Source organism: Allokutzneria oryzae, assembly GCF_042429765.1.
In the GTDB taxonomy this organism is placed as follows: domain Bacteria; phylum Actinomycetota; class Actinomycetes; order Mycobacteriales; family Pseudonocardiaceae; genus Allokutzneria; species Allokutzneria oryzae.
This window is the reverse complement of sequence record NZ_JBHLZU010000002.1, coordinates 206,644-220,014: the sequence shown is the minus strand read 5'-3', so window position 1 is coordinate 220,014 and position 13,371 is coordinate 206,644. Positions and strand designations below refer to the sequence as shown.

The window sequence follows — 13,371 nt, the reverse complement described above, 5'->3', positions numbered from 1 at the left end:
CGCGTGCCCTCAGCGCAGGCGACGCGGACCCGTGTCGCCGCGCGAGGGCGGGGCGCCCAGGGTGGTCTTGGCGCTGCTGACGAACGCGCCCTCGGCCGAGGCCAGCACCGGCTCCAGCGCCAGCGAGCGCACCTCCGGCAGGTCCTCGGCCAGGGTGGCGACGCGCAACACCAAGTCCTGCAACGCTTTCAGGTCGGCGGGCTCCGCACCCCGGTAGCCGGTGAGCAGCGGAGCGGCCTTCGGCGCGAGCACGATGTCGGCCACGTCCACGTCGGTGAGCGGGACGGCGCGGTAGGCCCGGTCGCCGAGCAGGTCGCTGACCACTCCCGACACCCCGAAGGACACCAGGGTGCCGAAGGACGGGTCGTCCTGGAGCCCGATGACGCACGAAACCCCGCGCGGCGCCATGCGCTGCACGTACACCTCGTCCACTCCGGACAGTTCGTGCAGTGCGGAGTACCCGCCGCGGACCGAGGCCGGACCGTCGAGGTCGAGCCGGACGCCGACGAGGTCGGTGCGGTGCCGCATCCGCTCGCTGGTGGTCTTCAGCACCACCGGGTAGCCCAGCTCCTCGGCGGCGGTGACGGCCGAGTGCATGTCCGAGACAACCTTGTAGGGCACGACGGAAATGCCGTAGCAGTACAGCAACCGCAGTGTCTCCGCGTCGGTGAGCACCCGCTGCTGGGCGGCGCCGAGCCACTCCTCCACCAGCAGCCGAGCCTGGTCGGCGGCGATGCCCTCCGGGCGGACGACACTGCCCTGCGGCGCGTTGCGCCAGCGCTGGTAGCGGGCCGCGCGGGCGAGCGCGAGCGCGGCGCGCTCCGGGCTCGGGTAGGACGGGATCGACCCGCGCCCCGCGACACCGTCCGGGCCGGTCACCGCCAGCTCCGCCGGGACGCCCTCCACCGCGAGGAACGTTGACACGACCGGCTTGGCGACGCCTGCGACCGCCTCGCGCAGCGCCCTGGCGTACGCGGTTCCCGGGATGGCGACCGGCGGGACGAAGACCGCGACGAGAGCGTCCACATCGGAGCGTCGCACGGCTTCGCTGACCGCCTCGGCGAACGCCTCCGGTTCGGCGGCGGGGCCGACGTCCACCGGGTCGCACGCGAGGTGCAGTCCGTTGGCGAGCGCGGCATCGGCGGCGAGCATGCCCAGGGCCGAGGAGTTGCCGACCACCGCGACCCTCGGGCCGGGCGGAAGCGGCTGGTACTCCAGCAGGAGCGCGGTGTCGAACAGCTGCGCGAGGGACTCGACCCGGATCACGCCCGCCTGCTCGAACAGCGCCTGAACGCTGGTGTCGTCCACGCTGACCGAGGTCGCGGCGAGCCCCGGCCGGACGGCGTGCCTGCCGGACTTCACCGCGACGATCGGCTTGGTGCGGCCGAGCCTGCGCGCCAGGCGGGCGAACTTGCGGGGGTTGCCGAAGGACTCCAGGTAGAGCAGCACCACGTCGGTGGACGGGTCGGTCTCCCAGTACTGGAGCACGTCGTTGCCGGACAGGTCGGCGCGGTTGCCCGCCGAGACGAAGGTGGACAGGCCGAGGCCGCGCTCGGTCGCCGCGGCCAGGATCGCGATGCCGAGCGCGCCGGACTGGCAGAAGAACCCGGTGCGGCCCCTGCTGGGCGGGGCGGGCGCCAGGGTGGCGTTCATCCGGACCGCCGGATCGGTGTTGATCACGCCGAGCGCGTTCGGGCCGACCACCCGCATGCCGTGCGCGCGGGCCTCCGCCGAGAGCCGGCGCTGCAGCTCCGCGCCGTCCGGACCGGTCTCGGCGAAGCCGGAGCTGACGATCACCAGCGCCTTGACACCCTTGGCGAGGCAGTCGTCGAGCACGTCCTCGACCCCGGAGGAGGGCACCGCGACCACCGCGAGGTCCACCTCGTCGGGGATGTCGAGCACCGAGGCGTAGGCGCGGACGCCGCTGACCGAGCGGTGCTCGGCGTTGACCGGGTAGACCGGCCCGGCGAAGTCCGCGTAGAGCAGGTTGCGCAGCGCGGCGTGGCCGACCTTGGCGTGGTCGGTGGACGCGCCGATCACCGCGATCGAGCGCGGGTGCAGCAGGTTGTGCACGCTGCGCGCCTCGGCGGCCTGCTCGCGGGCGCGGGCGACCTCCACCGACCGCTCGGTCGGGTCGATGGCGAACTCCAGGTGCAGCACCCCGTCCTCCATCGCCCTGGAGATCGAGTACCCGGCGTCGCGGAACACCCGCACCATCTGCCCGTTCTCGGCGAGCACCTCGGCGACGAAGCCGTGCAGGCCGGTCTCCCTCGCCGCGGCGGCGAGGTGTTCGAGCAGGATCGAGCCGAGGCCGCGGCCCTGGTGGGCGTCCTCGACCACGAAAGCCACCTCGGCCACGTCCCGGGAGCCGAGCCGGTCGAAGCGGCCGACCGCGACGATGTCGTCCCCGAGCTGGGCGACGAGCGCGACCCGGTCGCGGTGGTCGACGGTGGTGAAGCGTTCGAGGTCGCGCGGTGGGATGCGCGGGTACGGGCCGAAGTAGCGCAGGTAGCGGGTGCGCTCGCTCATCCGGCCGTGGAAGGCCAGCAGTTTCTCGGCGTCGTCGGGCACGATCGGCCGCAGGTGCACGGTGCCGCCGTCGGAGAGCACGACGTCGGCTTCCCAGTGGCGGGGATAGTCGTAGGGGTCGGTCGGCGCGGTGACCACGTCGTCCATTGTGGACTTCCTCCGAGTCAGTCGCGCGGGTCGTCGGGATCGAGCCCGATCAGCGGGAAGACCGCGCGCCGGGTGGACAGGATCGCGTTGTCCAGCTGGGTCTCCGCGGTGCCGTCCCAGGGGTCGAACGCGGTGTCACCGCCGTCGGAGAGCGAGGTGGGCAGCGTGGTGTGCGGCGCGATGCGGGCGGTGTGCGCCATCCACCCCGCCGGAACGGTGGTGTCCGGGTCCAGGTCGCGGTCGAGCACCGTCGCGAGCAGGTGGGTCCACGACCTCGGCACCACCCGGAACAGCGAGTACCCGCCGCCGCCGAGCGCGAGCCACTTGCCCCCCGCGTAGGTCTCCGCCAGGTCCCGGAGCCGCTTGTAGATGGCCCGGTGCCCGTCGACGGTGAGCGAGAGGTCGGCGAGCGGGTCCTCGCGGTGGGTGTCCGCGCCGCACTGGGTGACCAGGATCTGCGGCCGGAACGCGGCCAGGGTCGCGGGCACCACGGCGGAGAAGGCGCGCAGCCAGCCCGCGTCCTTCGTCCCGGGCGGCAGGGCGAGGTTGACCGAGGTGCCTTCCGCCCCACCGGTGCCGAGCTCGCGGGGGTAGCCGGTGCCCGGCCACAGCGTCATGGGGTGCTGGTGCACGGAGATCGTGAGCACCCGGGGATCGCCGTAGAAGGACGCCTGCACGCCGTCGCCGTGGTGCACGTCCACGTCGAGGTAGGCGATCCGGTCGAAGCCGTTGGCCAGCAACCAGGCGATGGCGACGGAGCAGTCGTTGTAGACGCAGAACCCGGCGGCGTGCGAGGCCATGGCGTGGTGCAGGCCGCCGCCGATGTTGATCGCGCGGTCGGCTGCCCCGGAGGCGATGCGCTCGGCCGCCGCCAGCGAACCGCCCACGACCAGCGCGGACGCCTCGTGCATGCGGTCGAACACCGGGTTGTCGGCAGTGCCGAGGCCGTGGCCGACGTCCCACCCCGAGTACGGCGCGGCCTGCACCGCGGCGAGGTAGCTGGGGTCGTGGACCCGTTCGATGTCCTCGTCGGCGGCCTGCTGCGGGGTGACCGGCTCGACCCCGTCCAGCACGCCCAGCTCGGTGGCCAGGCGCATGGTGAGGTCGAGCCGGACCGGGTTCAGGGGATGGTCGCCGCCGAGGTCGTACCCGAGGAAGCTCTCGTCCCACACCACCGCAGCGCGCTCACCCATACGGGCAAACTACCCCCGGGTAAGGCGGACCGCGAAGCCTCCGCCGCGCCCCACCGGCTGGACCAGGGTGTCGCCCGCCGTGACTGACCGCGTCACCGAGGTGATCCGGCGGTCGGCGGTGTCGGAGTAGATCTCCGCCCGCCAGGTCCCCGGACCGAGGAAGCGCAACGGCACCTCCAGCGTCCGGGCCTGCTCGGCGGTGATCGCGCCGACGAACCACTCGTCACCGTTGCGCCGGGCCAGCACCGCGTGGTCGCCGGGGTCACCGGACACCAGCTCGGTGCGGTCCCACACCGTGGGCACGCTTCGCAGGAACCGTTGCGCCAGTGGGTGGTTCGCGTAGGTGGCGATCCGGTCGGCGAAGTGCTGGACCCCGGACTCGAAGACCACCGACAGCGCGAGCTCCGCGGCGTCGGTGTTCTCGCGCACCGCGCTGAAGGTGACCGGGGTGAAGTCCATCGATCCGGCCAGGTTCCTGGTGAACGGCAGGGTCGCGTAGTGCGCGAGCGGGAACGGCTTGCGGTCCGGCTTCGGCTTGATCCCCTCCGCTCCGCGCACCCCCTCCATGGTCATCACGTGCGGCCAGGTGCGCTCGATGCCGCGCGGGACGGTCGAGCCGTGGAAGTTGACCATCAGCTTGTTCCGCGCGGTCGCCGCCAGGATCGCGTCGTAGAACCGCATCCGCTCCTGGCCGTCGGAGTCCATGAAGTCGATCTTGAGGCCGACCGCGCCCCACTCGCGCCACTGCGGCAGCTTGGCCTCGCGCTCCTCCTCGGTGTCCACGTCGGTCCAGCGCACCCACAGCTGCACGCCGACCCCGCGCGCCTTGGCGTGGGCGATGAGCTCCTGGACCTGGCCCGGTTGCCAGGTGGCCCAGCCGGAGTCGACCAGGATGTACTCCCAGCCCTGGTCAGCCGCGTAGTCGGCGTACCGCTTCTGCACCGCGAGGTCTCCGGTGCCGTCGCCCCACCACGACCACGCCGACACCCCTGGCTTGATCCACGAGGTGTCGGCGATCCGGGACGGCTCGGCGAGGTCGGTACCGAGGTCGCTGGCCACCACGGTCGGCAGGTCACCGATGGTCAGGGTGCGCCAGGGACTGGCGAACGGAGCTGTCGTGACCGATCCGCCCGCGTCCGGCAGCGTGACCTTGAACTTCCGGTCGTCCCCGAGGCTCAGCCGAGTCGCGCCGTAGGCACCGCTCATGTTCGACTCGGAGACCAGCAGCCAGGTGTCCGCGACCTTGAACAGCGACGGGTAGCCGTACTCGCCGGTCTGCGCCGTGCCGACGGTCGAGTGCCGGTGGATGGACTCGTAGTCGCTGCGACTGTTGTAGGGCAACAGGATCGCCCGCGCGGCGGCGGGCACGGCGTACTCCGACGCCTCACCGGTGACGGTGATCGGTCCAGCCCCGGGCAGCACGTAGCGGTACCCCAGGCCGTCGGCGGAGACCCGGACAACCAGGTCGAGACGCTGACCGGACGCGGTGAAGCGAAGCGTCGTCTCGACGGCGTCGGACTCGTGCCTGCGCTGGCGACCGGTTACAGTCTCATAGCGCTCTTTGACCCGATGTCTTTCTTTTCCGACGAGGGACAGGCCACGGGTCAGGTCCGCGGTGGCGGTCCGGACCCCGAGCGCGGACGGCTGGAGAACGACGGTGCGCCCCCGGCTGACCGACAGCGAAAGACCGCCGTCGCCCAGGGTGATCGTCGCGGTCGGCCCGCGACCATCTGGCGAGGTGAGCCGCCATGTCGTCGGGGCGGCTACCGCCGGGGCCGCGAGCACTCCACCGGCTAGGGCCATGGTTGCCAACAGGGTCAGGACGCGCCTCATGAGCTCTCCAGGATGAGCGTGAGCGCGGCGGTCCACACGAGTCAACAGCAGTGACCCAGACCGGACAATCCTCCGATGTATGGAATCAGTTCGGCGCTGCGGCCGAGGAAAGCCGTCGTCCCTGCGCCGCCTTGCGCAGCTGACGCGTCCAGACGGGATATCCGACCGCGACCATGAGCGACAGCAACGGCTGCGGATGCCCGAACACACCGAATCCGACAGCGAAGTCGACCACTGGGACGATGAGCGAGACCACGAACATCCACCCCGGCCCGGTCGGCATCTTGCCGGGCGCGGTCCACGGTGTCCGTTTCCACGGCTTCGCCACCGACAACCACGCCTGGAACGCGATGGCGGCGCTCATCATCGCGGTGGCGAAGACGTTGATCCCCGCCACGGTGGGTACGAGCACGAACACGCCGAGCGCGAGCTGGATGACGGTGATCACGAACTTGACCAGGACCCACCAGTGCCGGAAGTAGCCCCACTGCGTCAGCGCGGACAACATGAAGCCGGTGAAAGCGGAGGCGTTGGCCAGGTGCGCCAGAACCTGCTTGTCCAGCACCACGCTCATCGCGTTCGCACTCGCCAGCAGCGCCGGGTCCCGCGTGTTCAGCCCGAAGACGAACAGGGCGAAGAGGGCGACCGCTTGTCCCATCCATCCGACTGACGTGATGACGTGCAGCCAGACCAGGAGATGCCGGGCTCGCTTCTGCACTGTGGTTCCCCCTCGTAGACGATGCGCCCGCCGTCCAGTTCGACAACGCGGTCAAACCGGTCGAGCCGGGTGTCGTGAGTGACGACGACCGTGGTCCGGCCGGTCCTCGCCGCGAACACGGCGTCGAGCACGGCGTCGGCGAGTTCTCCGTCGAGCCTCTCAGTCGGCTCGTCCAGCAACAGCACCGGCGGATCGGCGAGCAGCGCGCGGGCGAGCAGCAAGCGTTGCTCCTGCCCGCCGGAGAGACCGTGACCGCCTTCTCCCACAACGGTTTCAAGCCCATCGGGGAGTTCGCCGACCACATCGAGCAGCGCGGCTTGACGCAGTGCCTCGCGGATCTGCTCCTCTGTCGCGTCCGGCTTCGCCAGCACCAGGTTGGCGCGTACCGAGGCGCGGAAGAGGTGCGCGTCGTGGGTGAGCGCTCGCGCTTCCGGCTGCTGTTCGGCAAGCGCGGCAAGCAATGTGGTCTTGCCAGCTCCACTGGCGCCGATGACCGCAGTGGTCCCCGGCGTGAGCGTGAAGCCGACGTTCTGTCGCTTGTGGACAGTTGTGTCGAACAGCGCCGTGACACGTTGTGCCGCAGGGCGAAGTTCGACCCATCGTTGGGCCGCGTCCGCCAAGGGCATGAGGAGTTCGAATGCGGCGAGAGTGGCGAAAGCAAGCACAGCGGCGGTGATCTCGTTGGGTGCCAGAGACAATGCGACAGTGACGGTCAGCCCTTGTAGGAGCACGCCAGCCGCGAGCGCGAAGCTGCTGATTCGGGAAGAGCGTCGCTCCAGGCAGTGCACCGCGTCAGCGGAGAGGTCTGCGTGTTCGAGTGCGGCTTCGGTAGCTCCGGCCGCTGCTAGCTCACGTGCTCCGTCGACCAGGTCCAGCGTGTGTTCCGTCAGCGCAGCATGCGCCGCGAGTTTTCCCGTGCGGCGTGCGGCTAGTGCGGCCGCTGCGGGAACTACCGTTGCGGTGAGTACGATCCCGGTCGCGACGACAAATCCGGCATCAGGTTGCACGAGCACGCACGCCGTGATTGAGACGACGCTGGAGACGAGTGCGATCACCGTGGGGAACTGCACGCGCAACAGCATGTCCTGGACGCTGTCGACATCGGCGACCATCCGCTTGAGCGCGTCCGCGTCACGATATTTTGGTTGGTGCACAAGGGTTTCGTAGACACGAACCCGGAGGTCCGCGACGGCGCGGAGCGCGACGTTGTGGCCGGTCAACCGCTCGGCGTAACGGAACACACCACGGAAGATCGCGAAGCCTCGCACGGCGACGATGGCCAGCCCCAGCGCGGAGATCGGGGGCTGCTCGGCGGCGCGTGTGATCAACCACGCGGCGGCGACCACCAGTCCCACACCGCAGATCTCTCCGGCGACTCCGCTGGCGACAGCTCCGATGACGGCCTTCATGCGCGCCCCTGGTGGAGGTGGAGTGTGCGGTCGGCGAGGGCACGGAGTGCGGGGCGGTGGGCGACGATGAGGGAGGTGCGGCCGACGAGGAGGCTCTCGGCGGCCGTCACGATCGCCGACTCGCTTCGTGGGTCAAGCCTCGCCGTGGGCTCGTCCAGCAGCACAAGTGGCGCGTCGCGGAGGTAAGCCCTGGCGAGCGCCAACCGTTGCCGCTGTCCGGAGGACAGGCCCGTGCCGCGCTCACCCAGAACCGTGTCGTAGCCGTCTCGGAGCTCCGCGATGAACTCCTCGGCACCGGCGGCGTGCGCCGCCGCCCGGAGCGCGTCGTCCGAGGCGTCCGGCAGACCGAGGCGGAGGTTGTCGGCGATGCTCATGGCGAACAGGTGCGGGCTCTGCGGTACCCATGCGAGTTCGCGGCGCCAGTGGTGGAGATCCACATCGGCGAGATCGACGCCGTTCACCAGGATCCGGCCGCTGTCCGGGGTGACGAAGCCCAGCAGCAGGTGCAGCAACGTGGACTTCCCGGCTCCGCTCGGTCCGGTCACGGCGACCCGCTCACCGGGCTCGACTACCAGGGACACCCGGTGCAGCGCGGGACGGGAGCGGCCGGGGTAGGTCACCGTGACGTCGTCCAGGCGGATCTCGCCCAGAACCGTGGTTGTCTTCCCACGACGCGGTCGCGGCTCGGCCAGGACGCGTTCGGCCCGCGCGAGCACCGCCAGCCCCTCGGCTCCGGCGTGGAAGCGGGTTCCCAAGGCACGCAAGGGAAGGAATGCTTCGGGGGTCAACACCAGCACGACCAGCGCGGCCTCCAGGCTCATGCCGCCATCGAGCAGGCGGAGGCCGATCGGAACCGCGACGAGCGCGACGGCCAGAGAGCACACAAGCTCCAGGACGAGGCCAGAGAGGAATGCCACCCGCAGTGCGCCCATGGTCACCTGGCGGTGCGCGTCCGCCATTGTTCGGATGACGCCTGCCTGGTGCTCGGTGCGGTTGAACGCACGCAGCGTCGGCAACCCGACCACGACGTCACGGAAATGGCCGCCGAGGCGGTTCAGCATCTCCCACTGGCGTTCGGTGACATCACGCGTTCGCAGCCCGATGAGCGCGCCGAACACCGGGACGAGCGGCAGCGTGACCAGCACGATCACCATCGAGGTCAGGTCCGCGAAGCCCAGTCGCAGCAACACGATCGGCGGAATGACCACCGCAGCCGTGAGCTGTGGGACGTAGCCGCCGTAGTACGGGTCGAGCGCGTCCAAGCCCTTGGTGAGCAGCGTCGCGAACTCGCCACCGGAGGGACGGGACTCGGCGCGGCGGAGCAGCTCGACGCGCAGGTCGGCCTTCCGCTTCGCCGCTCCTCGCTGGTTGTGCAGTGAATATGCCCAGCTCACCACGGCGCGAGCGGCTACCGTCACGGCCAACCAGGGCAGCACCAGCGGGTCGAGGTGGGCGATCGCCCGCGCCAGCAGCTCAGCCTGGACGACAATCAGGATGCCTTGTGCGGCAACGAGGACGATCCGGGCGGGGTTCACAGGTACAGCGGCCTTTCGACCCGGTGGCGGAACAACCGCCACAACCAGACCTGCGCGAGCACCAGCAACGGTGTGATCACCAACAGCACCGGGACGAGGAGCTCCAGCGTGGCGGGGTCAGCCGCTGAGCGGACCAGGGGCAGGCGGAACCCGGCTGCCAGGCACAGCAACGCCATCACGGCTCCGGTCAACGCGAAGGTGCGGAGTTCACCGGACGGCCCGGACAGGCGTAGCGCGCGCTCCCGCAACGTCCCGGACAGCCGCAGTGCTGCGAAGGCCAGGCCGTGCACGCCGAAGAGCAGCGTGATGGCAAGCCCGATGAGCAGTGCGCCCGGCTCGGTGACGACGTGGTCGGTCGTGCCGGAGAGCAGGCAGCTGAGCGCCCAGCCCCACGCGAGGGCCACCGCCCAGCTGCCCAGGGCGATCGCGGTGTCGCAGAGCCCTTGCCACACGGGCCTTTCGATGTGGTGGCGCAGCCACAGCCCGGCGTCGCGGACCACCCACCCGAGCAGCAGTCCCACGATCGCGGGGAACAGGCCGGTGAGCAGCTCGCCCTCCAGGTCGGGGAAGGCGCCGACCAGCACTCCGGCGGTGGCGACGAGCCAGACCTCGTTGCCGAGGAACACCGGGGCGATCCCGGTGATCACGAGTCGGCGCTCCGCCCTGTCGCGGCCGAGGAAGGGCAACAGCATGCCGACGCCGATGTCCGCCCCGCCGAGCACGAAGTAGCCGATGGCGAAGAACGCGAGCAGGCCAACCGCAACGATCTCCATGGTGCTGCTCTCCTCAGTAGGTCGCGGCGGGCAGGGGCGCCTGCCGGTGCTCGTCGGCGGCCCGGCCGAGCGCGACCGCGTCCGGGCCGCGCTTCGCCTGACGCGCCAACAGGACCGAGTTGACGACGATCAACAGTCCGAAGAGGACGGTGAACGCGATGAGCGAGGCCCGCATCTCCCCCACCGAGACCGGCGACACCGCGTCGGAGGTGCGCAATAGCCCGTAGACCACCCACGGCTGACGTCCGACCTCGCGGTACACCCACCCGGCGATCATCGCGACGAAGGGCAACGGGATCGCGACCACCAATGCCATGTGCCACAACCGGAACCGCAGCACGACGCGCTTCGACAACGCCATCAGCGCGCTGAACCCGCCGAGGTTGAACAGCAGGACGAAGACGATCAGCATCACCAGTCCACCCGCCTGCGCCCAGCCCGCCGGTGGCAGGTAGTCGCCGGGCCCGAACCTTTCGACCAGCCCGGCTTCCACCTTCGCCAACTCCTCGGCGTTGGAGCCCAGCAGCTTCGGCTTCATCGGCTGGGTGGTGGCCAGCTCCGACAGCTGGATGCCGCCCGTGGCGGCGGAGGCCAGCAGCGCGGGTGCGGCGGTGAACACGCCGATCCGCAGCGAGCTGGCGAAGAGCTCGGTGTCGCCGGTGCGGCGCAGCAGGTGGTAGGCGCTGACCCCGGCGAGGAAGAAGCCCGCGGTCACCAGTGCTCCGGTCAGCACGTGCCAGAACGCCATGATCGTGTTCGGGTTGGTCAGCACCGCGGACACGTCGGTCAGCCGCAGCGAGTCGCCGACGACCTCGTAGCCGACCGGGTTCTGCAGGAACCCGTTGGACACCAGGATCCAGTAGGCCGAGGCGTAGGCGGTGAGCGTGACGACCCAGATCGCGGCCAGGTGCGCCCACCTGTTGAGCCGCCCCCAGCCAAAGATCCACAGGCCGAGGAACGTCGACTCGATGAAGAACGCCACCAGCGTCTCCATCGCCAGCGACGCCCCGAAGACGTTGCCTGCGAAATGGGTCAGGCCGCTCCAGCTCAAGCCGAACTGGAACTCCATCACCAACCCGGTGACGATGCCCATCGCGTAGTTGGTGACGTAGAGCTGCCCCCAGAACCGGGTCATCCGCGTGCTCGTCGGCGAGGGGCGCAGCGTCGCCCGGGTCTGCAGGACGGCCACCACGGTCGCGAGCCCGAGCGTCAACGCGACGAACAGGAAGTGCGCGCCCGCGGTCAGCGCGAACTGAAGGCGAGCCAGGTCCAGTGTCTCCACGCGGTAGAGCGTGCTCGGCGGAGGTGCCCGCGGTCGTCCCGCGCGAGCGGACACCCGTGCTACCCCACCGGTTGTCCCCTAGTGGTGTCCCCGTACTACCGGGGTTGTCCTCAGCCCAGCCAACCCGGAGTGATCATGCCCGACTCGTAGGCGAGCACCACCAGCTGCGCGCGGTCCCGCACGGCGAGCTTGGTCATGATCCGGCTGACGTGGGTCTTGGCGGTCGCCGGGCTCAGCACCAGGCGCGCGGCGATCTCGTCGTTGGACAGCCCCGCCGCGACCAGGGCCATGACCTCGCGCTCGCGGTCGGTGAGGGCCGCCAGCCTGGGGCTCGGGGCGGGCCGGGCGACCCGCGAGGCGAACTCGGCGATCAGCCTGCGGGTGACCGCGGGCGCGAGCAGCGCGTCGCCGCGCGCCACCACCCGGACGCCGTGGATCAGCTCCATCGGCTCGGTGTCCTTGACCAGGAACCCGCTCGCGCCGGAGCGCAGCGCGCCGTAGACGTAGTCGTCCATGTCGAAGGTGGTCAGGATGATCACCTTGGTACCGGCCAGCTTTCCGTCTCCCACGATGCGGCTGGTCGCCTCAAGTCCGTCGAGCTCCGGCATCCGGATGTCCATCAGCACCACGTCCGGCGCGAGCTCACGGGTCATCCGCACCGCGGCGGCCCCGTCGGGCGCCTCGCCGACCACGGTGATGTCGGGCTCGCCGTCGAGGATGGAGCGGAACCCGGCGCGCACGAGGGTCTGGTCGTCGGCCAGCAGCACCCGGATCACGTGCTCTCCCCCAGCACGGTGTCCGTGACAGGCAGGGTTGCGGTGACCAGGAACCCGCCGTCAGTCCCCTGCCGCGCGCCGAACTCGCCACCGAGCAGCCGGACCCGCTCTTCCATGCCGTGAATGCCGTTGCCCGGTGTCACCGGTCCCCCTGTGCCGTCGTCCTCGATCTCCACCCGCACCACGTCGTCGTCGTAGTGCACGCGCACTGTCGCCGTGCTCGCTTTCGCGTGCCGCGTCACGTTGGTCAGAGCCTCCTGCACGATTCGGTAGGCCGCGAGGTCCACCTGCTGCGGCACCGGTCGCTCGGCGCCGACGACCTCGGTGCGCACCTCAAGCCCTCCGCTGGCCTCGGCGCGTTCGACCAGGTCGCGCAGTCGCGCCAGGCTCGGCACCGGCGCGGTCGGCGCTTGCTCGTCCACCTGGCGCAGCACGCCGAGGGTCGTGCGCAGCTCGCGCAACGCCTCCTTGCTGGCCTGCTTGATCACCTTCAGGGCCTCCCGCGACTGCGCCGGGTCACCACCGTGCAGCGCGGCGCTGGCCTGGACGTGGATCATCGACAGGTTGTGGCCGAGCGCGTCGTGCAGCTCCCGCGCGATGCGCAGCCGCTCCTCACCCGCCCGCCGCCGCGCCTCTTCCTCCTTGCCCCGTTCCGCCTCGACCGCGCGCTGCTCGGTCGCCTCCAGGAACGCCTGGCGGTTGCGCTTCACCCCGCCGACCGCGATCACCGCGACCAGCCAGCCGACCATCATGAACAACGCGATGTCGTCGACGTGCCGGACCGAGGTCCTCAGCTCGCCGTAGCCGACCGCGATCACCGTGACCACGGCGACGATCACCGCGACGGCCAGGTGTCCCTCGGCCGCCGCCGTGTAGAGCGCGACGACGAAGGTGAGCAGGATCGGGCTGCCAGGCTCGGTGAACGGGTAGTACACCGCGCACGTCAGGAAGGTCACCAGCACGACCGCGACCGGATGACGGCGGCGGAACCACACCGCGGTGCACGCGATCACGATCATCACCCAGCCGAGGAACCCTGCACTCACGACGTCCTTGCTGAGGATGATGCCGAGCACCTTACCGCCCACGACGCACAGAGCGACGCCAGCGGTGACGGCGATGTCGGCGGCACGCCCCCGGAGCGGCCACGCGGAGCCGGAACGGGACTCGGCCATG

Annotated in this window: 10 protein-coding genes; all 10 read right to left on the bottom strand. The window is 70.5% G+C overall.

The window, feature by feature from the left end; translation table 11 throughout:
* Nucleotides 1-9: 9 nt before the first annotated feature.
* On the bottom strand, nucleotides 10-2,676 hold the full coding sequence (locus tag ACFFQA_RS01410) for a bifunctional acetate--CoA ligase family protein/GNAT family N-acetyltransferase (protein ID WP_377849662.1): 2,667 nt from the start codon (nucleotides 2,674-2,676) through the stop codon (nucleotides 10-12).
* Nucleotides 2,677-2,693: 17 nt separating this feature from the next.
* Entirely contained in the window at nucleotides 2,694-3,869 is a 1,176-nt protein-coding gene (locus tag ACFFQA_RS01405; protein ID WP_377849660.1) for an acetoin utilization protein AcuC, read from the bottom strand.
* Nucleotides 3,870-3,878: 9 nt separating this feature from the next.
* Entirely contained in the window at nucleotides 3,879-5,702 is a 1,824-nt protein-coding gene (locus ACFFQA_RS01400) for a glycoside hydrolase family 97 protein (RefSeq protein ID WP_377849659.1), read from the bottom strand.
* An 85-nt stretch (nucleotides 5,703-5,787) separates the two neighbouring features.
* The gene (locus tag ACFFQA_RS01395) at nucleotides 5,788-6,360 is read right to left on the bottom strand and encodes a hypothetical protein (protein WP_377849658.1); all 573 of its coding nucleotides are present in this window, start codon (nucleotides 6,358-6,360) and stop codon (nucleotides 5,788-5,790) included.
* Nucleotides 6,315-7,829 (bottom strand): amino acid ABC transporter ATP-binding/permease protein, encoded by a 1,515-nt coding sequence (locus ACFFQA_RS01390; protein WP_377849657.1) that lies wholly within the window; start codon nucleotides 7,827-7,829, stop codon nucleotides 6,315-6,317. Before ACFFQA_RS01390 ends, ACFFQA_RS01395 begins: the two co-directional genes overlap by 46 nt.
* Nucleotides 7,826-9,364 (bottom strand): thiol reductant ABC exporter subunit CydD, encoded by a 1,539-nt coding sequence (gene cydD / locus ACFFQA_RS01385; RefSeq protein WP_377849656.1) that lies wholly within the window; start codon nucleotides 9,362-9,364, stop codon nucleotides 7,826-7,828. The genes ACFFQA_RS01390 and cydD overlap by 4 nt, the downstream gene beginning before the upstream one ends.
* The gene (locus tag ACFFQA_RS01380) at nucleotides 9,361-10,137 is read right to left on the bottom strand and encodes a cytochrome d ubiquinol oxidase subunit II (protein WP_377849655.1); all 777 of its coding nucleotides are present in this window, start codon (nucleotides 10,135-10,137) and stop codon (nucleotides 9,361-9,363) included. Before ACFFQA_RS01380 ends, cydD begins: the two co-directional genes overlap by 4 nt.
* Before the next feature lie 13 nt (nucleotides 10,138-10,150).
* The gene (locus ACFFQA_RS01375; RefSeq protein ID WP_377849654.1) at nucleotides 10,151-11,419 is read right to left on the bottom strand and encodes a cytochrome ubiquinol oxidase subunit I; all 1,269 of its coding nucleotides are present in this window, start codon (nucleotides 11,417-11,419) and stop codon (nucleotides 10,151-10,153) included.
* 110 nt (nucleotides 11,420-11,529) lie between these two features.
* Entirely contained in the window at nucleotides 11,530-12,195 is a 666-nt protein-coding gene (locus ACFFQA_RS01370) for a response regulator (RefSeq protein ID WP_377849653.1), read from the bottom strand.
* Entirely contained in the window at nucleotides 12,192-13,370 is a 1,179-nt protein-coding gene (locus tag ACFFQA_RS01365) for a sensor histidine kinase (RefSeq protein ID WP_377849652.1), read from the bottom strand. Before ACFFQA_RS01365 ends, ACFFQA_RS01370 begins: the two co-directional genes overlap by 4 nt.
* Nucleotide 13,371 lies beyond the last annotated feature (1 nt).

Excerpts from the sequence above, each read along its gene's own strand:
- ACFFQA_RS01405 (WP_377849660.1), bottom strand. The coding sequence starts at position 3,869 with ATGGGTGAGCGCGCTGCGGTGGTGTGGGACGAGAGCTTCCTCGGGTAC.
- ACFFQA_RS01410 (WP_377849662.1), bottom strand. The coding sequence starts at position 2,676 with ATGGACGACGTGGTCACCGCGCCGACCGACCCCTACGACTATCCCCGC.
- ACFFQA_RS01400 (WP_377849659.1), bottom strand. The coding sequence starts at position 5,702 with ATGAGGCGCGTCCTGACCCTGTTGGCAACCATGGCCCTAGCCGGTGGA.
- ACFFQA_RS01365 (WP_377849652.1), bottom strand. The coding sequence starts at position 13,370 with ATGGCCGAGTCCCGTTCCGGCTCCGCGTGGCCGCTCCGGGGGCGTGCC.
- ACFFQA_RS01380 (WP_377849655.1), bottom strand. The coding sequence starts at position 10,137 with ATGGAGATCGTTGCGGTTGGCCTGCTCGCGTTCTTCGCCATCGGCTAC.
- ACFFQA_RS01390 (WP_377849657.1), bottom strand. The coding sequence starts at position 7,829 with ATGAAGGCCGTCATCGGAGCTGTCGCCAGCGGAGTCGCCGGAGAGATC.
- ACFFQA_RS01395 (WP_377849658.1), bottom strand. The coding sequence starts at position 6,360 with ATGGGACAAGCGGTCGCCCTCTTCGCCCTGTTCGTCTTCGGGCTGAAC.